Genomic DNA, 24,843 nt, shown 5'->3' on the forward strand with positions numbered 1-24,843 from the left:
GCTCCGTCAGGCTTCGATCGGCTCGGTGTCGTGGGTCGGCGCGCTGCTCGCGTGCAGGAAGAGCAGGTGCCGCTCGTACTGGTCCAGGACGTCGGCGATGAGCTGCTCCTTGGCGTAGTCGGTGACGTCGTAGCCCTGAGTGCCCTCCGCGAGATGGACCTCGACGCGGAAGTACGTGTCGTCCTGGCCGGAGGTGTTCATACGGAACGTCGGCGTGGGGTGCGCCTGCGGCCACAGCGTGTACGTGAACGGTGCCTCGTCGCCGTGCTCGACGGTCAGGGTGAGGGCCGGCAGCCCGCTGTCGCCCACCGGGGCCTCGGTGCAGGACGTCGCGATGTCCTGCTCCTTCAGTGCCGCCGAGACCTCGGTGAGGGCGGGGCGCACGGTCTTGTCGATGAATCGCAGCGTGTGCCGTCGGTCGGGGAAGCTGACGAGCCGCGTGAGCCGCTGCCGCCATCCGGGCGCGCCCGCCGCCCCGGCGTGCGTGATTCGTCCGGACAGGCTTGAGGGCAGGGAGGTGCGCAGCGTGTCGAGCTTCTGGCCCTCGGTACGCAGCACCTTGTAGAGCGCGAGCATGACGCCGAACATCACCAAGGAGAAGGGCAGGCCCATGATGATCGTTCCGGACTGCAGCGTCGAGATGCCGCCCGCCAGCAGCATGCCCATCGTGAGGAGGCCGGTGGCGGCCGCCCAGAAGATGCGGAGCCAGATCGGCCCGTCGTCGCCCGCCTCGTGCAGCTTGGTGGTCAGGTGCGACAGGACGAGCGCACCCGAGTCGGCCGACGTCACGTAGAAGAGCAGCCCGATGAAGATGGCCAGGCCGATCGTCGCCGGCGCGGCGGGGAACTGCTGGAGCAGGGTGAAGATGCCGGACGCCGGGTCGTTCATCGCGGCGTCGCCGAACGCGACGCCCTCGGCGCCGCCGTTCCGGATGTAGTCGAGCGCGCTGTTACCGAAGACCGACACCCACAGCAGCACGAAGACGAACGGGATGGTGAGCGTGCCGACCACGAACTGGCGGATGGTCCGGCCGCGCGAGATACGCGCGAGGAACAGGCCGACGAACGGCGCCCAGGCCACCCACCATGCCCAGAAGAAGAGCGTCCACGCGTTCATCCACTCGGTGGGCGCGTCGAACGCGTACGTGTTCAGCGTCATGCCCGGCAGCCGGGACACGTAGTCGCCGACGTTCATCACCAGCCCGTTGAACAGGAACGTCGTCTTGCCGGTGACGACGAGGAAGAGGACCAGCAGCAGAGCGAGCACGACGTTCAGCTCGGACAGGCGCCGCACGCCACGCTGCACGCCCGAGACCACGGACAGCGTCGCCATCACGACGGCGAGCGCGAGCAGCGCCACCTGGGCGCCGACGCCGATCGGCACGCCGACCAGGTCGGAGAGCCCCCGGTTGAGCATCTCGACGCCGATGCCGAGGGTGGTGGCGAGGCCGAAGATAGTGCCGATCACGGCGGCGACGTCGACGGCGTCGCCGAGCTTGCCCCAGACGCGGTCGCCGAACAGCGGGTGCAGCACTGAGCGGATGCTCAGCGGCATGTTGCGCCGGTAGGCGAAGTAGGCGATGGCCATACCCATGAGGGCGTACATGCCCCAGCCGATGACGCCGTAGTGGAACAGCGTCCAGACGATGGCCATCCGGGCGGCCTCGACGGTGCCGCCGTCGCCGACGGGCGGGGCCAGGTACTGGGTGGCGGGCTCGGCCACCGAGTAGAACATCAGGTCCGTGCCGATGCCCGCGGCGAACAGCATCGCGGACCAGGTGAAGAGGCCGAACTGCGGCTTGGACTGCTCCGGGCCAAGCTTGATGCGGCCGGCCCGGGACATGGCGACGCCGATGACGAATACCAGGAACGCGGCCGCCGCGACGAAGTAGTAGGCGCCGAACCAGTCGGCGATCCAGGCCACGACGACGCCGATGTACTGCTCGGTCCGGGCCGGCCAGATCATCGCAGCCAGGCCCACCACGAGAATCAGGGTCGCCGACCCGAAGAACACGGGGGGATTGACCCTGCTGTGCGGGCGTTCTTCCGGTGGGCTGACGGTGGGCGTGGTCGGGCTCTCGGTCGTAGCCGGGGTACTCATGGTGTCCTTCTTCGGGGGCTTTGGGCGGAACCCACCGTACAGGTACCCGAAATTTCACCCGTTGCCGACGTGCTCGTTAAGACACGTCCCTGTCGAGACTCAGCCCTCGACAGGCTCGACCACCACGTTGCCGGTCAGACCGGCGCCAGCCCCAGGCTGCGGCCCGCCAGCCCGCGCTTGCGCCGCGCGAGCCCGCGGGCGACGTCGGCCAGCACCTTCGCCCCGGGCGAGTCGGGCGCCGTCAGGACCACCGGTGTGCCGTTGTCCCCGCCCTCGCGGACGGCGACGTCGAGCGGCACCTGGCCGAGCAGCGGCACGTCCTTGCCCACTAGCTCGGTGAGCCGGGCCGAGACCTTCGCACCCCCGCCCGACCCGAAGACCTCGAGGCGGGTGCCGTCGGGCTGCTCCAGCCACGACATGTTCTCGATCACGCCCACCACGCCCTGCGACGTCTGGGTGGCCACGGCGCCGGCGCGCTCGGCGACCTCTGCGGCCGCCGCCTGCGGCGTCGTGACCACGAGGATCTCGGAGGACGGCAGCAGCTGCGCCACGGAGATGGCGATGTCGCCCGTACCGGGCGGCAGGTCGAGGAGCAGCACGTCCAGGTCGCCCCAGAACACGTCGGCGAGGAACTGCTCCAGCGCCCGGTGCAGCATCGGCCCGCGCCAGACGACGGGCTGCCCCGCCGGCACGAACATGCCGATCGAGACCACCTTGACCCCGTGGGCGATGGGCGGCAGCAGCATGTTGTCGACGCGCGTCGGCTGCCGGTCCACACCCAGCATGCGGGGGATCGAGAAGCCGTAGATGTCGGCGTCGATGACGCCGACCGACAGGCCGTCCGCCGCCAGGGCCACCGCGAGGTTCGCCGTCACCGAAGACTTGCCCACGCCGCCCTTGCCCGACGCGACCGCGTACACCTTGGTCATCGAGCCCGGCTGCGAGAACGGGATGACCGGGTCTCCGGCACCGCCGCGCAGCATCGACCGCAGGGAGGACCGCTGCTCGGGCGTCATCACGCCAAGCTCGACGTCGACGCCGGACACGCCGTCGACGGCCGTCGCGGCCGCCGTCACGTCCCTGATCAGGGTCGACTTCATCGGACAGCCCGCGACGGTGAGGTCGACGCCGACGGCGACGTGCCCGCCGTCGGCCACGTCCACCGACCGGACCATGCCCAGGTCGGTGATGGGGCGCCGGATCTCGGGGTCGAGCACACCGGACAGCGCGTCACGTACGCGCGCCTCGATCGTGGGGGAGTCGACAGGGGTCATGGTTCGATCTTATTGGCCGGGTCCATAGGCTCTGGTACCAGGGGGTTATCTTCCGTGACGTTGCGTTGACGGTCAGTTGAAAACGGTACGCTGCGTCACCACCAAGGGTGAGGAGGCCCCATGACCGAGCCACGCGTACCCGCGCGAGTTCGGCGTGTCGCCTCCGAGGACCAGGCGCGCGAGCTCGCCGCCGCCCTGCAGCGTCAGGGCCGCCGCTGGCCTGTCGTGGTCATCTCGACCCCGGCCGGGCACGACGGCCCCTACGTGGACCCGCAGCGGGTGCTCGACGACGTCGCCGGGCTCGCCGAGGTCGTGGTCATCCCCACGGGCGACGTGTCCTGGGCGTTCTCGTCAGGCATGCCGCCGGACACCCAGGTCTACGGCGGCGCCTCGCGGGTCTACGGGACCGACCTGGAGTGGGTGCACCAGCCGCGCCGGTCGCCCCTGCACTTCGCCTACTCCTCGGACGAGGACGCGCGCGTACGCGAGCGGCTGGTCAGCGATGTCATGCGGTTCGCGGTGCGGGCCGGGATCGTTGGCGCGGCGCGGTCCGCCCCGGACGCGGCGATCACGAACGGCAAGGTGCTGGGCGTGCTCGGCACGCGCGCCCTGGTCAGCACCGACGACGGCGGACAGGCGACGATCGCGGAGGAGCTGGTCTTCTCCGACGTGGCGCTGGCGCGCGTGCTCGCGCCGGGAATGCGGGTCACTGGCGTCCTGGACCAGGTGCGCCGGCTTCTCGACGTCCGCGGCATGCTGCCCGACGCCGACGCGTTGCGCCGGGCGGTGAGCACCACCTACCGCGTGGGCCAGGTGGTGCTCGGCCGGGTCGAGGACGTCGAGGACGACGCCGTCCGCATCGCCCTGGCGCCCGGCGTGCTGGTGCGCGTGCGGCGCGCGGAGATCACGGGCAACGACCTGGACCTGCTCAGCGACCTCTTCACCAGGGGCGAGGTGGTCGTGGCCCGCCGGGTGCCCGCGCCGCTCGACGGCCTGGCGCTGCGGCTGGACGACGTCGACGAGTCCGAGGAACAGCCCGTCCCCGCTGTCGCGCTGCTGGACGGCGGGCCGCCGTGGCTCGAGCCCCCTCAGGTCGAGCCCCCGCAGATCGAGCCGATGCGCATAGCGGTCACGCGGGTCGAGGCGCCGCTGCTCGAGGCCTCGCTGGTCGAGGGTCCGCTGGTCGAGCCCGCGCTGGTCGAGCTTGTCGAGACCGGGTCCGCGCGGGCCGGGGACGGCGGGACCGGCCCCGCGCCGTCGTCGACCGGTACCGCACCGCCCACGCCGGCCGACCTGTTCGGCGTCCGCACCAATGGCGATGCCGCGGAGCCGAACGACGGGAGCGCGGCGACCCGGGTGCGCGCGGCGAGCGTCGACACCGGGCCGGTCCCGACACTCCCGGGCGGCCAGCGGAAGCCGACGCCCGGGGACGTGGCCGCGTGGCACGCCGGCGGGCACGATGCCCTGCCGTCGCCCGCGGCGTCCGAGGCGCTGCCCGAGCCGACGGGGAAGGCGGCGCGCGACCTCAGCCTGTCCCTCGACGCCGCGAAGTCGCAGGTGGCCTCGCTGGCGAAGGAGCTGCTGGACGACAAGGTGAAGCGGCGCCAGGTCGAGCTGGAGGTCGACCGCCTGCTGGGGCGGGTCGGCGAGCTCACGGAACGACTCGAGCGCAGCGAGCGGCGCGCGGAGCAGCAGGCGACGGCCCTGCGCAAAGCGCGGCAGGAGGCCGCGCGGCTGCGCCGTCGCCTGGGCGACGCCGGGGTCGAGGTGCCCGAGGATCGGTACTTCCTCGACGACGAGGAGCAGCTCCGGTTCGAGGTGCTGGCCGAGTGGGCCCGGGCGATCCCCGCCGCGGAGAAGGCCGGGCGCCCGCTGGCCGACTACACGCTCGGCCCCCGCTTCCTTGCCTCCCTGACCGACGTCGAGGGCGTGAGCCACGACCGCGTGGTCTGGACGATCGTCATGGTGCTGACCGGGCTGGCGCCCGAGATGAACGGCCTGCAGGTGCACCGCCTGCGCAGCGGCGCGGGCGGGGACGACCCGGTCCGGCCGCGCGAGGACGGCGCCATGTGCTGGCGGGTGTCGCTGCAGGTCAACACGCCGTCGGCCCGCAGGCTGCACTACTGGAAGCTGCCCGGCGGGGCCTACGAGCTGTCGCGCGTGGTGCTCCACGACGATGTCGAGCCCTGACCGCGGTCCTTCTCCTCCAGCTCCTCCAGGAGGTTGCGGATCTCCGACCGCACGAAGTCGCGCGTGGCGACCTCCGACAGGGCGATCCGCAGCGCAGCCATCTCGCGCGCGAGGTACTCCGTGTCGGCAAGGTTGCGTTCGCCACGCTGCCGGTCCTGCTCGGCCGTGACGCGGTCGCGGTCGTCCTGCCGGTTCTGCGCCAGCAGGATCAGCGGGGCCGCGTAGCTCGCCTGCAGCGAGAGCATCAGCGTGAGCGCCGTGAAGCCGTTGGCGGCACTGTCGAACCGCAGGTGCTCGGGCCCCCAGGCGTTCCACGTGAGCCAGATGATGCAGAACACCGTGAGATAGATGAGGAACCGGGGCGTGCCGAGGAACCGGGCGATGGCCTCGGTGGCCTTCCCGACGGCGTCCTGGTCCATCCGGATCCGGGGGACCAGGGTGCGGCGCTGCGCGAGCGGGGTGTCGAGGCGGTCAGCCACGGGTCACCCCCCGTCGGCCCGACTGCTGCCGTCCGGACTCCGGCCGTGAGGACGGGGCGGACTGGGCGGCGATCGCCTCCATGCGTTCGTCGTCGCTGCCCCGCCAGTTGTCCGGGAGGATGTGGTCCAGCACGTCGTCGACGGTGACCACCCCGAGCAGCCGGCGTTGCGCGTCGAGCACCGGAAGAGCGAGCAGGTCGTAGGCCGCGAGCAGGCGCGTCACCTGACCCACCGACGCGTCGGGGGTCAGCCACTCGGTCTCGGTGTCCAGCACGGACGCGACCGCGGCATGCGGCGGCTCGCGCAGCAGCCGCTGGAAGTGCGCGACGCCGAGGAACCGCCCCGTCGGCGTCTCCAGCGGGGGCCGCACCACGAACACCATCGAGGCCAGGGCGGGCGGCAGCTCGGCGCGCCTGATCGACGCCAGGGCGGTCGCGATGGTGTCGTCGGCGCCGAGGATGACCGGCTCCGTCGTCATCAGACCACCCGCCGTGTCCTCGGCATACTCCAGCAGGCGCCGGACGTCGGCGGCCTCCTCCGGCTCCATGAGGTTGAGCAGCTGGGCGGCCTGCTCGACGGGCAGCTCGTTCAGGAGGTCGGCGGCGTCGTCCGGCTCCATGGCCTCCAGCACGTCGGCCGCGCGGTCACGGTCCAGGCCCGACAGGATCGCCACCTGGGCGTCCTCCGGGAGCTCCTCCAGCACGTCGGCGAGGCGCTCGTCGGTGAGCGCGCCGGCGACCTCCAGCCGACGGGCAGCCCCCAGGTCGCGGATCACGTCCGCGAGGTCGGCCGCACGCATGTCCTCGTACGCTTCCAGCAGACGAGCCGCGCCCTGGGACGCCGACCGGGTGGTGAGGTCCTGCACGGCATCCACCGGCACGGTCAGGGTGGAGCCGCGGCGGAACGGGCCCGCCCCCCGTCCCGAACGACGCCGCACGAACAGCTGGTCCACCAGCCAGTCGCCGGTGCGCTGCCGCGCTATCGAGACGTCCTCGATCGTGACCTCGCCCGAACCGTCCTTGAGCTGGACGCGGCGGTCCAGCAGCTCGCCCAGCACCAAGGACTCCATCGCCCGCTGCTCGAACCGGCGCATGTTGACCAGGCCGGTGCTGATCACCTGGCCCGCGTCGATACTCGTCACGCGCGTGAGGGGAAGGAAGACGCGGCGTCGGCCCGGGACCTCGACCACCAGGCCCACCGCGCGCGGCGCACCCTTGGCCCGGACCAGCACGACGACGTCCCGAACCCGGCCCACCTGGTCCCCGATGGGGTCGAAGACCGCGGTGCCGGCCAGACGTGCGACAAAAACCCTGGTGCTGGCGCTCACGCAGGTCAGCCTACGGCCCGGGGTTGCGGCACGCTCCTCGCCACTTCTGCCCCGGTAGGGGAGACTATGGCGTATGAGCATGTCTCGCCCGGGTGCCGTCCCGAAGGTCCCGACCCTGCCGGCCGGCGACGAGGTCGCCGCGTACTCCACCTACCTGGAGGCGCAGAAAGCAGTCGACTACCTCTCCGACAACAAGTTCCCCGTTGAGAACGTCACCATCGTGGGCACCGACCTGCGAATGGTCGAGCGCGTCACGGGGCGTCTCACGTACGGCCGGGTGGCGCTCGCGGGCGCACTGTCCGGCGCGTGGTTCGGCTTCTTCGTCGGGTTGCTGATCACGCTGTTCGCGGGCGAGGCGGGCCTCCAGGTGATGTTCGCCGGCATCGCGCTCGGTGCGGGCTTCGGCCTGCTCTTCTCGATCCTGTCGTACACGTTCACGGGCGGGCGGCGTGACTTCACGTCGTCGTCGCAGATCGTGGCCGCGACCTACGCGATCCTCTGCGGCCATGACCACGCCGGCGATGCGCGGGCGCTCCTTATGCGCTCGCCGAGCGGGCTGGGCAAGACGCGCGGCACCGCCACCGTGGGAGTCCCGGCTCCCGCGGCGCCGCCGGCGCCCATGGCCCCGGCTCCTCAGGCTCCCGGCGCCGAGCCGGCCGCGCCCGTCGCGCCGCCGACGTCCCGGCCGACCGACCCGCGCTGGGTCACCCCCACGGGCGAGCCCCGCTACGGCGCGATGCGCCCGGGCAGTGCTGGTGCTGGGGCAGCGGCGCCGGTGGACGCGCCGGTTGCGCAGCCTGTGCCGCCGACCAATGGCGGGACGACGCCGACCGGTGCGCCGACCGAGCCGTCAGCCGGTCGCACTACGCATGCTGATGCGCCGGCCGAGTCGCCGGCCCAGCCGGAGCCGTCGTCGGACACCCCGGACCAGCGCCCGGACGAGACGGCCGACCCGGACGACGTGCCGACGACGCGCACGACCCCCCGGCACGCCAACCCGTACGCGCCGCCGAGCGACGACCCGAAGTAGCAGCAGCCACCTGGGCCTTGGTGCTCGCTGTCACACCAGTGGCTGGATGCCTGCTCTGAGCTCGGTCACCTGAACAGCACCGACACCGACTTCGGTCGGTTGCGTCGGTTGCGCATCGGCTGGGACTGACCGAAGTCAGCTCCGGAGCTGAGCAGACCGAGCTCAGCGCAACGACGCCATCCACGCCTCGACGTCCTCCGGGCGGCGCGGGAGCGCCGCCGAGAGGTTCTCGTTGCCGTCCTCGGTCACCAGCACGTCGTCCTCGATGCGCACGCCGATGCCGCGGAACTCCTCGGGCACGGCGAGGTCGTCGGACTTGAAGTAGAGACCCGGCTCGATGGTGAACACCATGCCCGGCTCCAGGACACCGTCGAGGTAGAGCTCGCGGCGCGCCTGGGCGCAGTCGTGGACGTCGAGGCCCAGGTGGTGCGACGTGCCGTGCACCATCCAGCGCCGGTGCTGCTGGCCGTCCTCGTCGAGCGCGTCGGCGGCGGTGACGCCGTCGGGCAGGAAGCCCCACTCCTCGAGGCGGGCCGCGATGACCTCCATGGCCGCCGCGTGGACGTCGCGGAACTTGGCGCCGGGCTTCGCGACGGCGAACGCGGCGTCGGCGGCGTCGAGCACGGCCTGGTAGATCTTGCGCTGGACATCGCTGTACTCGCCGTCGACGGGTAGGGAGCGCGTGATGTCGGCGGTGTACAGGGAGTCGACCTCGACGCCGCCGTCGAGCAGCAGCACGTCGCCGGACCGGACCTCGCCGTCGTTCCGGATCCAGTGCAGGGTGGTGGCGTGCTCGCCCGAGGCCGCGATCGTCTCGTAGCCCACCGCGTTGCCCTCGAGCCGGGCGTGCCCGTCGAAGGTGGTCTCCACGACGCGCTCGCCGCGGCGGTGCTTCTTCGCGGCGGGCAGCGCGCGGACCACAGCCTCGAAGCCCTCGATCGTGCGGGCCACGGCCTCGCGCATCCGCTCGATCTCGTACTCGTCCTTGATGAGGCGTAGCTCGGAGGTGGCCTCGACGAGGATCTCGTCGGTGAGAATCTCCTCGTCCTCGGTCTCGCCTGCCTCCTGGCGCAGCTCCTCGACCAGCGCCTCGATCGCTTCGTCCGCGTCGGTCACCACGAGGAGGCGCACGCCGCCCTCGCCGACGTCCTTCGCCAGGGCGTCGCCCAGCTCGTCGATGTGGCGGGCCTCGATGCCGGTGAGGGCCTCGATGTCGGCGAGCGACGGCCGGGCGCCGACCCAGAACTCGCCGTAGCGGGCGTCGGCGTAGAACTCCTCGTTGTCGCGCGGCGCGAGAGGCCGCACGTAGAGCACAGCGTGGTGATTCGAGCCGTGGTCGCCGGCGCCGTCCGCCACCGGGTGCAGCACCAGTACGGCGTCGGGCTCATGGTCGGTGCCCAGACCCGTGAGGTGCGCGAACGCCGAGTGCGGCCGGAACCGGTAGTCGGTGTCGTTGGAGCGTGTCTTGAGCGAGCCGGCCGGGATCACGAGGCGCATGCCGGGCAGCCGCTCGGAGAGTGCGGCGCGGCGGGCGACGGTGAACGGTGCGGCGGCCGACGCCTTCAGGCCGAGCTCGGCGCGCGGGGCCCACTGCGACATCACGAAGGTCTTGAAGGCAGTAGAGGCGGGACGGTGCGAGCGGTTGGCGCCGCGGTCCGCGGTGTCCTGCTCGTCAGGCTGCGAAGTGGTGGTGGGCTCGCTCATGCGCCCAGTGTTTCACGCACGCCGGGTGAAGTCGGAGAGCGCCCTGGTGAGCACTCGGTTGAAGGCTGAGGGAGCCTCCACGCTGACGTCGTGCCCCGCGTTCGGGATGACGACGAGAGCTCCGTCCCGGGCCGCGGCGAGGTGCTGCTGCTCCCCGATCCGCATGGCGTCGCGGGCGCCGTTGACGAACCAGAGCGGCACCTGCGCGGCGCGTACGTTCGCGATCGAGGAACGCCCCGCCAGGTGCGTCAGCGCGTCGGTGACGACGTCCCAGGTGGGGCGGTGCATCTCGGCGGTCTGCCGCGGCGCGATCTCGACCTGCCGCAGGTCCGCGCCGCCGGGCGTGCTGCGAAGCGAGCGGAACGACGGCTTCAGCGACGGCACCGAGAGGCGCGCGCGGTGTGTGCTCGGGTGCACCACTCGACCGGTCAGGCGGCGGCCGAGGTACGCGGCGTTCGCAACGGTCTTCGCGACGTCCCGGTAGAGCCGCACGGGCTTGCCCTTCGGGTCCGACGTGCAGCCCGCCGCGAGCACGCCCACCAGCCGGTCGGTGGCGCCGGGCCGGGCGGCCCAGGCGAGCGACGTGTAGCCGCCGAGCGACAGCCCCACCAGGGCCACCGGCCCGGACGGGAGGGTGGCGACGGCGTCGTCCAGCGCCTCGAAGGCGCCGTCCATGCTGAACCGGTCGTGGCGGCGGGACCCGTGCGCGGGCAGGTCGATCGCGACGGCCTCGTGGCCGGCGGCGCGTACGTGCTCGACCTGGCTCTCCCAGATCGCGCCGGAGGTCCGCATGCCGTGCACAAAGACGACGTTCGGGCGGGCGTCGGTCGGGTTCTGGTGGCTGGTGCTAGTCATCCCCTCGATGATGCGGGATCGCCTGGGGCAGGCGGCGTACGACGGCGGAACAGCCAGTGAACGTGCTGTGTGGGCTTGACGCCCGCGAGCAGGCGGGCCGACGACGTCGGGGGGTGCTGCACCTCACCCTGCGCTGTGCATCCACGGGGCTGCGGGATCTCTACCCTGGGGGAGTGATCGACCTCCACACGCACTCCACCGCGTCCGACGGCACCGACTCGCCAGCGCGGCTGGTCGAGGTCGCCGCCCGCGCCGGCATCACCACGCTGGCCATCACGGACCACGACACGACGTCGGGCTGGACCGGGGCCGCCGAGGCGGCCGGCCGCCACCAGGTGGGCCTGGTGCGCGGCGCCGAGATCTCCGCGCTCGCCCGCACGACGGGCTGGGGCACCGGCGTCCACCTGCTCGCCTACCTGCACGACCCGACGCACCCCGCCCTGCTGGCCGAGACCGAGCGCACCCGCGCGGACCGCGAGTCCCGGGCCCGGCGCATGGTGGACCTGCTGGGCGAGGACTACCCGATCACCTGGGAAGACCTGCTCGCCCAGACGAAGCCCGGCACCACCATCGGCCGCCCGCACATCGCTGACGCGCTCGCGGCGGCCGGCGTGGTGCGCGACCGGGAGGAGGCGTTCGCGACGATGCTCCGCGTCGGCACCCGGTACTACGTGGGCCACTACGCGCCGGACGCCGTCGCCGCCGTCCGCGCGGTCCGCGCCGCGGGCGGGGTGCCCGTCCTGGCGCACCCGGGGGCCGACGGCCGCGGCCGGATCGTCCCGGACTCGACCATCGAGGAGCTCGCCGCGGCGGGGCTCGCTGGGCTCGAGGTGGAGCATCGCGACCACACCCCCGACACGCGCCGCCGGCTGCGCGACATCGCCGAGTCGCTGGGCCTGCTGGTCACGGGGTCGAGCGACTTCCATGGGGCCGGCAAGCACAATCTCATCGGCGAGAACACGACCGAGCCCGAGGTGCTCGAGGCGATCGCCGAACAGGGCGCCCTCGAGGTGCTCCGGTGAGCTGGTTCGACGTCGCGCTCTTCACCGAAGTTTTCGTCACTCTGTTCGTGATCATGGACCCGCCCGGCACGGTGCCGGTGTTCCTGGCACTGACCTCGCGGATGACGGCGCAGGACCGCAAGCGGGCCGCACGCACCGCGATCTTCGTGGCGTTCGGCGTGATCGTGGTGTTCGCGCTGTTCGGCCAGCTCCTGCTGGAGCACCTCGGGGTCTCGCTCGCGGCGCTGCAGGCCTCCGGCGGGCTGCTCCTGCTGCTGGTGGCCCTGGAGCTGCTCATGGGTAAGCTGGACGCGACCGGGGCCGACTCCTCGGGCACCGCCAAGAACATCGCCCTCGTGCCCCTGGCGACGCCGCTGCTCGCCGGGCCGGGCACGATCGTCGCGACCATGGTGTTCGTCCAGCAGGGGGTGAGCGCAGGCGACTCGCCGGTGGGCCACTACGCGTCGATCGGCATCGGCATCGTGGCGGTCTGCGTGTGCACCTGGGCGGCCATGCGGTTCGCGGGGCTGGTGCACCGAGTCCTCAAGGACTCCGGCGTGACGCTGGTGACCCGGATCGCGGGTGTGCTGCTCGCGGCGATCGCCACGCAGATGATCGCGAACGGCGTGATCGAGTTCGTGCGCACCGTCTGAAACAACGATGGCTCAGATGTCGATCGTCTCCAGGGTGACCGACACCGCCTTCTCCGGCACGAGCCCTTCGGCCTGCCGCACCTTCTTCTTCATGGGCAGCACGTAGCCGCCGTCGCGGTCGCTCGGAAAGACGGACGTCGTCCACGTTGTCCCGCCGACCGTCACGCGCACCCGGATCGAGCCGAACCCGCGCGGTGGCAGTGGGAGGTCGGCCAGCTCGTCGGAGTGCTCCGGCGGGACGGTCACGAACCACCAGGAGTCGGTACGCACCTGCCACTGCCACAGGGGAGCGGTGAACTCGATCTGCACGAGGAGCAACCTACGCCCCCTCTAACGGGTCGAGCCTGCCGAGACCGAGGTCTCGACAGGCTCGACTACCGATGCGGTGTCGGTCAGCTCTCCGACTGGCCGCCGCGCGTGCGGCGGCGGCTGCGGTTCCGGCGGCGGCGCTGGCCACCGTCGTCCTCGCCGCCCGACGCCGGCTCGCCCGGGACGCCGGCGTGGTCGGGGCCGGTCACGGCGGCGACGTCCGCCCGGGGCGCCGCCCGGGGCGCCGAGCGGGGCTCGCCGTGCGAGCTACCGTGCGAGCCGCCTTGGCGGCCGCCCGAGCGAGCGCCGCCGGAACGTCCGGCGCCGGAGCGGGAGCCGCTGTTGCGCTTGCCCGTCTCGCCCAGGTCCTCGACGTCCTCGGCGTCCAGCCCGGCGAGGTGCTGTGCGGACCGGGGCAGCCGGCCCTTGGTGCCCTCGGGGATGTTCAGGTCGGCGAACAGGTGCGGCGACGTGGAGTACGTCTCGACCGGCTCGGGGAACCCGACGTCGAGCGCCTTGTCGATGAGCGACCAGCGCGGCACGTCGTCCCAGTCCACGAAGGTGACGGCGGTACCGGTGTTGCCCGCGCGGCCGGTGCGGCCCACCCGGTGCAGGTAGATGCGCTCGTCCTCGGGGCACTGGTAGTTGACCACGTGCGTGACGTCCTCGACGTCGATGCCGCGTGCGGCGACGTCGGTCGCGACGAGTACGTCGATCTTGCCGTTGCGGAACGCGCGCAGGGCCTGCTCGCGGGCGCCCTGGCCCAGGTCGCCGTGGATAGCGCCGGCGGCGAAGCCGCGCGTCTGCAGCTCCTCCGCGACCTTGGCTGCCGTGCGCTTGGTGCGCGCGAACACGATGCTGCGACCGCGGCCCTCGGACTGGAGCAGCCGCGCCAGCACCTCGACCTTGTCCAGGGCGTGGGCCCGGTACACGACCTGCTTGATGTTCTTGACGGTCGCGCCCTCGTCGTCCGGCTCGGCGGCGCGGATGTGCGTGGGCTGCTTCATGTAGCGGCGGGCCATCGAGACCACAGCACCGGGCATGGTCGCGCTGAACAGCATGGTGTGCCGCTGCGCGGGCGTGCGGGCGAGGATCTTCTCGACGTCGGGCAGGAACCCGAGGTCGAGCATCTCGTCGGCCTCGTCGAGCACCACCGTCGCGGCACGCAGCAGCGTGAGGTGGCCCTGGTTGAGGAGGTCGATCATGCGGCCCGGCGTGCCCACCACGACGTCGACGCCGGACTTCATGGCCTCGATCTGCGGCTCGTAGGCACGGCCGCCGTAGACCTGCACGATGCGGACGCTGCGGTGGGCGGACGCCGTGCCCAGGTCGTTCGCGACCTGCACCGCGAGCTCGCGGGTGGGGACCACGACGACGGCCTGCGGCTTGCCGGGGGCGACGAGGTCCTCGTATCCGGGCTCGCCCGGGGCGACCACGCGGTGCAGCAGCGGAACGCCGAAGCCGAGCGTCTTACCGGTACCGGTCTTGGCCTGGCCGATGATGTCGTGCCCGCTCATCGCGACGGGCAGCGTCATGGCCTGGATGGGGAACGGGTGCGTGATGCCCGAGTCCTTCAGCGCTTCGACGATCTCGGGGCGGACACCGAAGTCCGCGAACGTCACGTTCTGCGCCTGGATGGCGGACGGGCTGGAGTAGTCGGGCCCCGTACCGATGGTCGGCTCGGGGCTTGTCACAGTGGCCGCGCTCGCGGCCGGGGTGTCGGTGGTAGTCACTGGCGCCTTCATCTCTCGCGGCGCGGTGGGCCCTCATGGCCCGGCGATCGCGCCTTCGTGCGGCAGCCGATCGTGAAGATGATCGCGCGCCGGGGCATGTGGCCCAGGCTGCGCGTCCTGTCGGGGCGGACTCGTGAGAGACCGGAGCGCAGGATCGGGGGTCGGAAACGTGACGACCGGGCAACCGATGTACGGCATTCATGGTACGCGCACGATGTTTCCGTGTGGTTAGCGAAACGCGTTCGAAGCCCCGTTAGTAACGAACGCCACGCGGCGGACGGCGCTGTCCGGCGCCGTCCGCCACGTGGCGTAGGGGTACAACAGGCTCAGACCGCGCCGAAGCCGACCTTGCGCTGCTCCTCGGAGCCGATCTCGACGTAGCCGATCGCGGCGCCGGGGACGATCACGCGGCGGCCGCGGGAGTCGGTGAGCTCGAGGGGGCCACCCGTCAGGGCCTTCTTGACGGCCGTCGCTACGGCGTCCGCGCTCTCGTCCGTCTCGACCATGACCTCGCGCGGCAGGTTCTGCACACCGATGGTGACGTCCACGTTTACTCCAGTTCGGTCGGGGATTGCGCCGGGTACCCGACTGTCCGAGGGCCCGGCTTGACGATCCTAGTCACGCTCCGGGGCCGTCGGCCCGCCGTTTCGCCGTGAGCCGATACGTGAGCCGATACGTGAGCCGATACGTGAGCCGATATGGGTCCCGGTGCCGGACCCGTTCGAGCATCCGCCCGGAGCGGGCGCGGAGCATCCTGCGGAAGGGCCGTGGGCGGACGGACCGGGCGTGGCACCATGGTCGCGTGAGTAGTCCGACGTCTCCACGGCGCGCGATGATCGCGCTCAGCCTGTGCCTCGTGCTGGGGCTCTGCGGAGGCGTGGCTGTGACCATGACCACCGAGCCGGACGCGTCCGCCGCCGTCGTGGCCGGGGCGGTCGAGGACAGCCTTGGCGCCGAGGCGGGCGACGCGGTGCGGAACGCGTACGAAGCTGCCCGGTCCGGCAGCCGCACGTCGCCGCCTGCGCCGGCTGTCCCGCCGGGAGCCGATGCCGCTGCCACCGCATCGGGTAGCGGGGCGGGCTCGGGCTCAGTCGGCACGAAAGAACCTCCGGAGCCGTCGGTGGCCGCCGTGCCGTTCGGCGAGAAGTCGGCACCGCCGCGCCCCGGCCTGGGTACGAGCACGAGCAGCGAGCTGACGCCGGAGCGCGGCTCCGGCCTGATCGGCGCCAGGATCACCGTCGAGCCGAAGCTCTCCGGAAAGCTCGTGGTGGCGAACGGGTCTCGTCGGGCGCCGGCCGAGGGCAAGGTCTGGCGGGTGCAGGTCGCGGTCGAGAAGGGCCTGCCGGTGGACCCGGAGGCCTTCGCCGACGCCGTGCTGACCACCCTGAACGACCCGCGCGGCTGGAACGGCGCGGATGGCTCGACCTTCGCCCGGACCGACTCCGACCGGTACGACGCGCGTGTAGTGCTCGCGAGCCCCGCCACCACGGACAAGCTCTGCCTCCCGCTCGACACGGCGGGCTCGCTGTCGTGCGGCATCGAGGAGACCGCGGTGCTCAACTTCAAGCGGTGGGCCACGGGGTCGAAGGCGTGGGCGAACATCGCCTATTACCGGCAGTACCTCGTGAACCACGAGGTGGGGCACGTGATCGGCTACCACCACGACCTGTGCGCGGGCAAGGGCAAGCACGCGACGATCATGGTGCAGCAGACCCTGACGACGAGCGGCTGCGTCCCGGAGGCCTGGCCCGCGCCGAACGCGGACTGAGCAAGTCGCAGCACAGCGGCACTACGCGCGTCAGTCGTGCGGCCACGCCGCCATCGCCGTGTCGGCCAGACGCTCCAGCGTCTCCCGCCCTGCCCCGTCGCATGCCTGCTGACTCATCCCCTGGATGACTGCCGCGTAGAAGGTCGCCAGCCCGTCGGCGTCCGTGTCGGCCGGGAGCAGTCCCGCATCGACGTCAGCGCGGATACAAGTCGCTATCGCAGCCTTGGTCTCCTCGCGCATGGCACGCAGCTTGGCCTGAACGTCCTGCGAGCCGGGGGTGTAGTTGGTAGCCCCGGTGATGATGATGCAGCCCGGTGGGTGGCTCGGGTCGGTGTAGTCAGCGGCCAGGTGCCGCAGCATCGCGGCGATGCCCGAGCGTGCGTCCGGGCCTTGCGGCGGAGGAGCTCCGTAGGTGCGCGTGTAGAGCTGGACGGCCTCGTCGAACAGCTGCCGCTTGTCGCCGAAGGCGGCATACAGGCTCGGCGGATTGATCCCCATCGCCTCGGTGAGCGAGGCGACCGACGTCGTGTCGTACCCGTACGTCCAGAACTCCCGCAGGGCGACAGCCAGCGCCTCGTCGCGGTCGAAGGCGCGGCGACTACGTCGAGAGGCGGCCTTGACCGAGGTGTGTCCGCTGCTCATGACTGCATCCTACCGCCATCTGTATCGATCGCTAAAGAATCTCTGATACGGTCTGGACATCGCTAGCTTTAGTGATCGCTAAATCTAACTGGCCGTACCGACCGGCCCTCACCTCGCAAGGGACACCCTGATGACCACGCCATCACTCACCGCCTTCGCCCGCACACGCCGCGGTACCGGCCCCGGCCTCCTCCTCGCCCACGGCGCGGGCGGCGGCATAGAGGCCAACTACGGACCGATCCTGGACGGGCTCGCCGCCCGGCACACCGTCGTCGGCGTCGACTACCCCGGCGCCGGTTCCACCCCGAAGGCTCAGGAGTCCCTCGACCTCGACGTGCTGGCGGACCAGCTGGTCGCAGCGGCCGACGCCGAGGGGCTCGACACCTTCTCCGTCAGCGGCTACTCGCTCGGCGGTCCCGTCGCGATCCGCTTGGCCGCGCGCCACCCCGAACGCGTCACCGCACTGGTGCTGAGTGCCACGTTCTCGCACGCCGACACCCGCACTACCCTCGCCACCTCGCACTCGCACCACCTGTTCGAGACCGGTCAGCACACCGAGCTCGCCCGCTACCTGAACCTGATGACGTTCAGCGAACCGGCCCTCAACTCCTTCACCCCGGCTCAGGTCCACGCAGCCGCCGAGCAGCTGGCCACCGCCCTGCCCTCCGGGACCGGCGACCAGCTCGACCTGGTCCGAAGGATCGACGTCCGTGACGACCTCGCCGGCATCGCTGTGCCGACACTCGTCATCGTGACCACCGCCGACCCGCTCATCTCCCCGGCCCTGCAGCGCGATCTCGCCGCCACCATCCCCTCCGCTGAGATCGCCGAGCTCTCCACCGGGCACCTGCCCTTCGTCGAGGACCCACAGCAGTGGTCGAAGCTCATCAGCGACTTTCTCGCACGGACCTGAAACCCCTGACTGGGCAGGTCGTCCGGCCAAGTTCACCTCAGGACGAATCAGGCATTCCCGGCGCCTCCGCGCGGGGCGTCGGGGAGTGTCAGTGGCTCGTGGTTCGATCGTCCGCGTGACACCGACCCTCGCCCTCGCACCTCGGCTGGCGCCGCCCGGGAACCGTCCCGGCGGCGCCACCTCCGTGCCGCTCGACGACAGCCAGGCGGCTGCCGTCGAGGCCGCGCTGAGCCATCGCGCGACGCTGGTCCTGGGGGCGCCCGGGTCCGGTAAGACGACGGTCGCCTGCGAGGTCGCCGTCCGGGCGCTCACCTCCGGGCTCCGTCCGGAGCGCGTGCTGGTCCTGGCGGCGTCGCGCCGCGCGGCCGCGCGTCTGCGGGACGAGGTAGCGGCCCAGGCCGGGCGCACGGTCGGCGCGCCGATGGTGCGCACGGCGTCGTCGGCGGCGTTCGCCGTGCTCCACACGCGCGCCGCGGCGCTGGGGCAGCCCACGCCCACCCTGGTCTCGGGCCCGGAGCAGGACCTGGTCCTGGCCGAGCTGCTCGCCGGGCACGTCGCCGGCGAGGGTCGCCCGCTCACGCTGCCCGCCGGTCTGCCGGAGGAGTCGCTCGGTCTGCGCGGGCTGCGCCAGGAGCTGCGTGACCTGCTGATGCGCGCCGCCGAGCGTGGCCTCGGGCCGGTCGAGCTCGACGAGATGGGGCGCTCGAACGACCGCCCGGAGTGGGTCATGGCTGCGCAGATCTACGAGGAGTACCTCGACACCATGGCGCTGCGGCTCGCCACGCCCGACGCCGGGCCGCGCTACGACCCGGCCGTCGTGATCGACGAGGCAGCGGAGTCCCTGCGCTCCTGGGAAGCAGAGGTGCCGGGCGCGCCCCGGCCGACCTGGGACCTGGTTGTGGTCGACGACTACCAGGAGGCAACGGCGGCGACGGTCCGCCTCCTCCGCGTCCTGCACGATGACGGCGCGCGCCTGGTGCTGCTGTCCGACCCGGACTCCGCCGTCCAGACGTTCCGCGGCGCCGCGCCTGGGCTCACCGGCCGCGCCGCCGCGCCGGCCGGTCGGGGCCGCGCCTTCGGTGCGTTCGACGCCGAGACGGTGGTGCTCGGAACGGTCTGGCGGCAGCGGCCGGAGCTGCGCTCCGTGACCAGCGCGGTGACCAACCGGATCCCGGTGTCGGCGAGCGCGCTGCACCGGCGTGCGACCGCGTACGTGGCCGAGCCGGATGCCGGTGACCTGCCCGCCGGCGGTCCGGACGCCGGGACGGATGCCGACTCCGCGCCGTCCGTGCAGGTAGCGGTGCTCGCCGGCGCGGCCCAGGAGGCCGCCTGGATCGCGCGCGAGCTGCGTGCGGAGCATCTGCTGCGCGGCACGCCCTGGGAGCGGATGGCGGTGATCGCGCGCAGCGGCACGCGGCTGGCGGCGCTGCGGAGGGAGCTGGTTTCGGCGTCGGTCCCGGTGGCGCTGCTCGGGTCGGACCTGCCGCTGCGCGACGAGCCCGCCGTGGCGCCGTTGCTGGCCGCCGTGAAGACGTGCGCGGGCGCGCCCCGCGGGAGCCTGGAGGCGCTGATCGCCGAGGAGCTGGACGGCCACGAGCCGGTGCTGGATCCCGAGACGGCCGCGCTGCTGCTCATCTCGCCGATCGGCGGGCTCGACGCGGTGGCGCTCCGCCGGCTGCGCCGCGCGCTGCGGTCGGAGGAGCTGTCGGCCGGCGGCGGGCGCACGTCGGACGCGCTGCTCGTGGAGGTGCTCGCGGACCCGGCGCGTGCGGCCCTGCTGCCCACGCAGGTACGGCGCGGACCGCTCGCCGTGGCACGGGTGCTGGCCGCGGGCAGGGAGGCCGCGGGGGAGCCCGGCGCCACCGCGCAGACGGTGCTCTGGGCCGCATGGGCCGCGACCGGTCTGGCCGAGCGGTGGAGCGCCGCCGCCCTCACCGGCGGCCCGGCGGGCCTGCGGGCCGATCGTGACCTCGACGCCGTGCTCGCGCTGTTCCGCGCGGCGGAGACGTTCGTGGACCGGATGCCGGGCGCGCCCGTCGCCGCGTTCGTCGACTACCTGGCTTCGCAGGACCTCCCCGCCGACTCCCTGGCGGCGTCGGCCCAGGGCGCGGGCGCGGTGGAGGCGCTCACGCCCCCGGGCGCGGCGGGGCGGGAGTGGGACGTCGTCGTGGTGGCCGGCGTGCAGGACGGCGTGTGGCCCGACCTGCGCCTGCGCGACTCGCTGCTCGGCTCGCAGGCGCTCGTCGAGCTCATCGCCGGACGGTCCGAGGACGGCCGGGTGGTCGGGTCGGAGGCCCGGCGCCAGGTCCTCACGGACGAGCTGCGTGCCTTCGCGGTGGCGGTCTCGCGCGCCAGGCGGCGACTCCTGGTCACCGCCGTGGAGGACACGGAGGACGCACCGAGCGTGTTCTGCGACCTCGTGTCCCCCCGGGACGACGGCGGCGACGGGCCGGACCCGCGACGGGTCCCGGTCGGCCCGCCGCTGGACCTGCGCGGCGTCGTGGCCGCAGCGCGTTCGGAGCTGGTGCGTACGGTGGCCCGGTCCGGGCTCGGCGCGCAGCCCGCTTCCGGTAGACAGCGCGCTTCCGCCCAGCCCGCCGCCGCGCTCCTCGCGGATCTCTCGGCCGCAGGCATCGCGGAGGCGGACACGAGCACCTGGTACGGCGTCGCCGGCGTCTCCAGCGAGATCCCGTTGTGGGGCGCCCTGGACACGGTGACCGTGTCGCCGTCGAAGGTCGAGACAGTCACCACGTGTGCCCTGCGCTGGGCGTTCGAGGCCGCGGGTGGTACCAAGCCCGACGCGACGCACCAGACCCTCGGCACGCTGCTGCACTCGATAGCGCAGAGCCACCCGAAGGGCTCGCTCACTGACCTGAAGAAGGAGCTGGACCGGCGCTGGCCGGAGCTCGCGCTGCCCGACGGCTGGCCGTCGCTGCAGCTGCGCAAGCGCGCCGAGCGCATGGTGGAACGGCTCGCGGACTACCTCGGCGACTCGGGTGAGCCGTTGCTCGTCGAGGCGGACTTCGACCTCCAGGTCGGTCGCGCGCGCCTGCGCGGCCAGGTGGACCGGGTCGAGGACGCGGGCGACGGCAGCGTGACCGTGGCCGACCTCAAGACCGGCAAGACCGCGGCCAGCAAGGACAAGGCGGCGGAGAACCCCCAGCTCGGCGCGTACCAGCTCGCCGTCGAGGAGGGCGCGCTCGACCTGCCCGAGGGCACGGTAAGCAAGGGCGCGAGCCTCGTCTACGTCGGCACCGACACGGTGTCGGCGAGCGTGCGGAACCAGCCGGCGCTCGTCCCCGACGACGACGGCAACAGCTGGGCGCGCGACACCGTCGAGGGCGCCGCCCACACGATGGCCGCGGCGCAGTTCGCGGCCAGGAACAACGACCTGTGCGAGGTGTGCGCGGTGCGGCGATCCTGTCCGCTGCAGCCCGAGGGACGGAAGGTGGTCGAGTGACCGGGCACGAGCCGGAGATCCGACTGTCCGCGCGTGCGATCGCGCGGCTGCTCGGCCGCCACGAGCCCACCGACGAGCAGGTCCGTGTCATCGAGTCGCCCCTGGAGCCCGCACTCGTCGTGGCGGGTGCCGGCTCGGGCAAGACCGAGACCATGGCGGCACGCGTGGTGTGGCTCATCGCCAACAAGCTGGTCCAGCCGGAGCAGGTGCTCGGCCTGACGTTCACGCGCAAGGCCGCGGGCGAGCTCACCCAGCGCGTGCAGACCCGGCTGGCGCAGCTCAACCGCGCGCTGGGCGAGGAGTCCGGCGAGGCGCTGGCCGGCCTGGACCTCGACCGACCCACTGTCGCCACGTACAACGCGTACGCCGCCTCCCTGGTGGCGGACCACGGGCTCCGCCTCGGCGTCGAGCCCAGCGCCCGCCTCCTCGGTCAGGCCGAGCAGTGGCAGCTCGCGTCACAGGTGGTGGAGTCCTGGGACGAGGACCTCGGCACGGACAAGGCCGTCAGCACCGTGACCGGCGCCGTCGTGGCGCTGTCCGACGCGCTGGGCGAACACCTCGTCGACCCGGCCGACGCGCGGGACCGCCTCACCGACATGGCCGAGCACCTCGAGTCCGTCCCGCTCGGCCCGCGGCAGAAGAAGCGCACCAAGGACGTGGAAAAGCTCATCAGCTCCGTCGCCGAGCGGGCCCGGTTCGTGGACCTCGTGGTCGAGTACCGACGCCGCAAGCGCATCGCCGAGGCACTCGACTTCGGCGACCAGGTCTCGTTCGCCGCGCAGCTCGCCCGCGAGGTCCCGATGGTGGGCGCCGTGGAACGGGCGCGATTCGAGGTGGTGCTGCTCGACGAGTACCAGGACACGTCCTACGCCCAGGTCGAGCTGTTGTCCGGCCTGTTCGGCGGCGGGCACCCCGTGACCGCCGTCGGCGACCCGCACCAGTCCATCTACGGGTGGCGCGGCGCCTCCGCGGCCGGCCTGGCCCGCTTCCCCGGCCGCTTCCAGCGCGACGACGGCGTCCCCGCCGCCGTGCACTACCTCTCCACGTCGTGGCGCAACGACGCCGCCGTGCTCACCGCCGCAAACGTGGTGTCGGGCCCGCTGCGCTCGCGGACGGGAGCCGGCACGAACGTCGAGGTCCCGCCGCTCGACCTGCGGCCCGAGGCGGGCGACGGCGTGGTGTCGGCGCACGTCGCCGCGACCCTCGAGGAGGAGGCCGAGGCCATCGCCGAGTGGGTGGCGGAGCGCTGGCGCTCGGGCGCCCACCCGGACGGACGGTCGACGGCCGCCGTCCTCTGCCGGGCGCGAGCGCAGTTCCCCACCATCGAGGTGGCACTGCGCCGCCGCGGCCTCCCGGTCGAGGTGGTGGGCCTGGGCGGCCTGCTGTCCACGCCTGAGGTGGTCGACGTCGTCGCGCTGCTCCAGGCTGCCCACGACCCGTCCCGCGGCGACTCCCTGCTGCGCCTGCTCACTGGTCCCCGCCTCAACCTCGGCGCCGCGGACCTCCACGCGCTCGGCTCCTGGGCTGCCGACCTGGCGCGGCTGGACGACCCGCGCCGGGCCGCCGCGGCCGCCACAGCGGGAGACGAGACCGGGGACGACGACCCTCGGGTGGTCGAGGGCGACGTCTCCGACCACCGATCCATCGTCGACGCGCTCGACGACCTGCCGCCGGTGGGCGAGCCGGCCCGCGACGGCCGCGTCCTCTCCGCCGACGCGCACCGGCGTCTCGCGGCGCTGGCCCGGCTGCTGCGCGACCTGCGCGGCCTCACCTACCTCTCGCTGCCCGAGCTGGTGGTCCAGGCGGAGCGTGCGCTCGGCCTGGACGTCGAGGCGGCCACCGCGCTCGCGCTGGCCGGCGCCGGGGTCGGCGGAGCGGTGAGCGACCGCGGCCGCGAGCACCTCGACGCGTTCCGGGACGTGGCGGCGTCGTTCGCGCAGTCGTCCGACACGGCGACGCTCGGCGCGTTCCTCGCCTGGCTGGGCGTCGCGGGCGAGCGCGAGCGCGGGCTCGACATGCCGGTGCACGAGCCCGACCCCGACGCCGTCCAGGTCATCACCGCGCACGCCGCGAAGGGCCTGGAGTGGGACGCAGTGGCCGTTGCGGGCCTGGCCGACGGCGCGTTCCCCACGTGGGACAGGGGTTCGCGGTCGGGGGAGTCGTCGTCGGGCTGGCTGTCCGACCTGGGCGAGCTGCCCTACCACCTGCGCGGCGACGCGGACGATCTGCCGAGCTTCGCCTGGCAGCACGCCTCCGACACCAAGGACCTGGTCGCGCTGCGGGACGAGTTCAAGCTCGAGTGCGGCGAGCACCGCCTCGCCGAGGAGCGACGGCTGGCCTATGTCGCGTTCACGCGCGCCCGGCGCGAGCTCTTCCTCACCGCGTCGTGGTGGGGCACCGCAAACCGCCCGCGCGGCATCTCCCCGTTCCTCGCCGAGCTGGCCGACGCCGGAATCGTCGCCACCGACCTCTGGGCGCCCATGCCGGACGCTGACGCCGAGAACCCGCGCAACGCGGAGGAGCTCACGGCCGTCTGGCCCGCTCCGGACCAGCGGCCCGACGGAACCGACCAGTCGGGCGCCGGCGCGCAGCAGCAGCGCACCGCCCGCGACGTCCTGCGCGCCACGGCTGCGCTCGTGGACGAGGCCGCGGAGGAGCGCCTGGTCGCGCTAGCCGCCGTGCGGCTGCCGGCCGACGCGCTCACAGCGCCGCAGGGCGTGCTGACCGACGCTGCCGGCCACGACCTGGTCGACCTCGCCCGGATGCTCCTGGCCGAGCGCAACCGGCACGCCGACCGGGAGGTCGCGTTCCCGGCGCACGTGTCAGCGTCGGGCCTGGTGCGGCTCGCCGCTGACCGCGACGCGTTCGCCCTGCAGCTGCGGCGCCCCGTGCCGGTGCAGCCCACCGTGCATGCGCGGCGCGGCACCCGGTTCCACGAGTGGGTCGAGCAGTTCTTCACGTCGGCAACGCTGCTCGACGTCGACGACCTGCCCAGCGCCGAGGACGACGATCTGCCCGACGACACGGACCTCGACAAGCTCCGCGACACGTTCCTGGGATCGGAGTGGTCGGCCCGCATGCCCATAGCCGTCGAGGCCGACGTCGAGACGCCGGTCGCCGGCGTCATGCTGCGCTGCCGCATGGACGCCGTCTTCAAGGACCCGGCCACGGGGCCCGACGCCGTAGTGGTGGTCGACTGGAAGACCGGCCGCGAGCCGCTCGACACCGCGGCGCGGGCCGCCCGCGAGGTGCAGCTCGCCGTGTACCGGCTGGCATGGTCCCGCTGGACCGGGCTGCCGCTGGACCAGGTGAGCGCGGCCTTCTACTACGTGGGCTCGGACACGACCGTCCGTCCGGACCGGCTGCTCGACGAGGCGGAGCTGGAGGCCCTGATCATCGGCTAGC

18 protein-coding genes are annotated in these 24,843 nt (G+C 72.8%); 8 read left to right on the top strand and 10 right to left on the bottom strand.

What is annotated here, in order from left to right; all coding sequences use genetic code 11:
- Positions 1 to 6: 6 nt before the first annotated feature.
- Positions 7 to 2,100, bottom strand: coding sequence for a choline BCCT transporter BetT (gene betT, locus IE250_RS11545; protein WP_189669431.1), 2,094 nt, complete (start codon positions 2,098 to 2,100; stop codon positions 7 to 9).
- Between the two features lie 134 nt (positions 2,101 to 2,234).
- The gene (locus IE250_RS11550) at positions 2,235 to 3,374 is read right to left on the bottom strand and encodes an Mrp/NBP35 family ATP-binding protein (protein ID WP_189669432.1); all 1,140 of its coding nucleotides are present in this window, start codon (positions 3,372 to 3,374) and stop codon (positions 2,235 to 2,237) included.
- A 120-nt stretch (positions 3,375 to 3,494) separates the two neighbouring features.
- Between IE250_RS11550 and IE250_RS11555 the strand changes: the two genes are divergently transcribed.
- Positions 3,495 to 5,564 (top strand): hypothetical protein, encoded by a 2,070-nt coding sequence (locus IE250_RS11555; RefSeq protein WP_189669433.1) that lies wholly within the window; start codon positions 3,495 to 3,497, stop codon positions 5,562 to 5,564.
- Here the strand turns inward: IE250_RS11555 and IE250_RS11560 are convergent.
- Positions 5,519 to 6,043, bottom strand: coding sequence for a DUF1003 domain-containing protein (locus IE250_RS11560; RefSeq protein ID WP_189669434.1), 525 nt, complete (start codon positions 6,041 to 6,043; stop codon positions 5,519 to 5,521). The genes IE250_RS11555 and IE250_RS11560 overlap by 46 nt on opposite strands.
- Positions 6,036 to 7,370: a magnesium transporter MgtE N-terminal domain-containing protein gene (locus tag IE250_RS11565; RefSeq protein WP_189669435.1), complete on the bottom strand. Its 1,335-nt coding sequence runs from the start codon at positions 7,368 to 7,370 to the stop codon at positions 6,036 to 6,038. Before IE250_RS11565 ends, IE250_RS11560 begins: the two co-directional genes overlap by 8 nt.
- A 73-nt stretch (positions 7,371 to 7,443) precedes the next feature.
- On the opposite strand from IE250_RS11565, the gene IE250_RS11570 reads away from it, so the two are divergent.
- A complete protein-coding gene (locus tag IE250_RS11570) occupies positions 7,444 to 8,400 on the top strand; it encodes a YflT domain-containing protein (RefSeq protein WP_189669436.1) in 957 nt (318 codons plus the stop codon).
- Between the two features lie 162 nt (positions 8,401 to 8,562).
- On the opposite strand, the gene IE250_RS11575 is transcribed toward IE250_RS11570, so the two are convergent.
- On the bottom strand, positions 8,563 to 10,104 hold the full coding sequence (locus IE250_RS11575; RefSeq protein WP_189669437.1) for an aminopeptidase P family protein: 1,542 nt from the start codon (positions 10,102 to 10,104) through the stop codon (positions 8,563 to 8,565).
- Positions 10,105 to 10,116: 12 nt separating this feature from the next.
- A complete protein-coding gene (locus IE250_RS11580; RefSeq protein WP_189669438.1) occupies positions 10,117 to 10,959 on the bottom strand; it encodes an alpha/beta fold hydrolase in 843 nt (280 codons plus the stop codon).
- A gap of 173 nt (positions 10,960 to 11,132) precedes the next feature.
- On the opposite strand from IE250_RS11580, the gene IE250_RS11585 reads away from it, so the two are divergent.
- Both IE250_RS11585 and IE250_RS11590 read left to right on the top strand, forming a co-directional pair.
- Positions 11,133 to 11,981 (top strand): PHP domain-containing protein, encoded by an 849-nt coding sequence (locus tag IE250_RS11585; protein ID WP_189669439.1) that lies wholly within the window; start codon positions 11,133 to 11,135, stop codon positions 11,979 to 11,981.
- Positions 11,978 to 12,613 (top strand): MarC family protein, encoded by a 636-nt coding sequence (locus tag IE250_RS11590; protein ID WP_189669440.1) that lies wholly within the window; start codon positions 11,978 to 11,980, stop codon positions 12,611 to 12,613. The genes IE250_RS11585 and IE250_RS11590 overlap by 4 nt, the downstream gene beginning before the upstream one ends.
- A 12-nt stretch (positions 12,614 to 12,625) precedes the next feature.
- Here the strand turns inward: IE250_RS11590 and IE250_RS11595 are convergent, their stop codons facing one another.
- From IE250_RS11595 to IE250_RS11605, 3 genes are all read right to left on the bottom strand, one after another.
- The gene (locus IE250_RS11595) at positions 12,626 to 12,922 is read right to left on the bottom strand and encodes a DUF1905 domain-containing protein (protein ID WP_189669441.1); all 297 of its coding nucleotides are present in this window, start codon (positions 12,920 to 12,922) and stop codon (positions 12,626 to 12,628) included.
- Between the two features lie 83 nt (positions 12,923 to 13,005).
- A complete protein-coding gene (locus tag IE250_RS11600) occupies positions 13,006 to 14,667 on the bottom strand; it encodes a DEAD/DEAH box helicase (protein WP_373301666.1) in 1,662 nt (553 codons plus the stop codon).
- Between the two features lie 314 nt (positions 14,668 to 14,981).
- Complete coding sequence (locus IE250_RS11605; RefSeq protein WP_189669443.1) at positions 14,982 to 15,203, bottom strand: DUF3107 domain-containing protein; 222 nt, start codon at positions 15,201 to 15,203, stop codon at positions 14,982 to 14,984.
- Between the two features lie 254 nt (positions 15,204 to 15,457).
- On the opposite strand from IE250_RS11605, the gene IE250_RS11610 reads away from it, so the two are divergent.
- The gene (locus tag IE250_RS11610; protein ID WP_189669444.1) at positions 15,458 to 16,423 is read left to right on the top strand and encodes a DUF3152 domain-containing protein; all 966 of its coding nucleotides are present in this window, start codon (positions 15,458 to 15,460) and stop codon (positions 16,421 to 16,423) included.
- Between the two features lie 30 nt (positions 16,424 to 16,453).
- Here the strand turns inward: IE250_RS11610 and IE250_RS11615 are convergent, their stop codons facing one another.
- A complete protein-coding gene (locus tag IE250_RS11615) occupies positions 16,454 to 17,065 on the bottom strand; it encodes a TetR/AcrR family transcriptional regulator (protein ID WP_189669445.1) in 612 nt (203 codons plus the stop codon).
- Between the two features lie 130 nt (positions 17,066 to 17,195).
- On the opposite strand from IE250_RS11615, the gene IE250_RS11620 reads away from it, so the two are divergent.
- The 3 genes from IE250_RS11620 (at position 17,196) to IE250_RS11630 (ending at position 24,842) form a co-directional block, all read left to right on the top strand.
- Positions 17,196 to 17,978, top strand: a complete 783-nt coding sequence (locus IE250_RS11620; protein ID WP_189669446.1) for an alpha/beta fold hydrolase — start codon at positions 17,196 to 17,198, stop codon at positions 17,976 to 17,978.
- A 184-nt stretch (positions 17,979 to 18,162) separates the two neighbouring features.
- Positions 18,163 to 21,438 carry an ATP-dependent helicase gene (locus tag IE250_RS11625; protein WP_189669723.1) on the top strand — a complete coding sequence of 1,092 codons (3,276 nt, stop codon included), beginning with the start codon at positions 18,163 to 18,165 and terminating at the stop codon, positions 21,436 to 21,438.
- Positions 21,435 to 24,842, top strand: a complete 3,408-nt coding sequence (locus IE250_RS11630) for an ATP-dependent helicase (RefSeq protein WP_189669447.1) — start codon at positions 21,435 to 21,437, stop codon at positions 24,840 to 24,842. Before IE250_RS11625 ends, IE250_RS11630 begins: the two co-directional genes overlap by 4 nt.
- Position 24,843: the final 1 nt, after the last annotated feature.

The sequence above is a fragment of the Promicromonospora soli genome, from assembly GCF_014653785.1.
Lineage (GTDB): Bacteria > Actinomycetota > Actinomycetes > Actinomycetales > Cellulomonadaceae > Promicromonospora > Promicromonospora soli.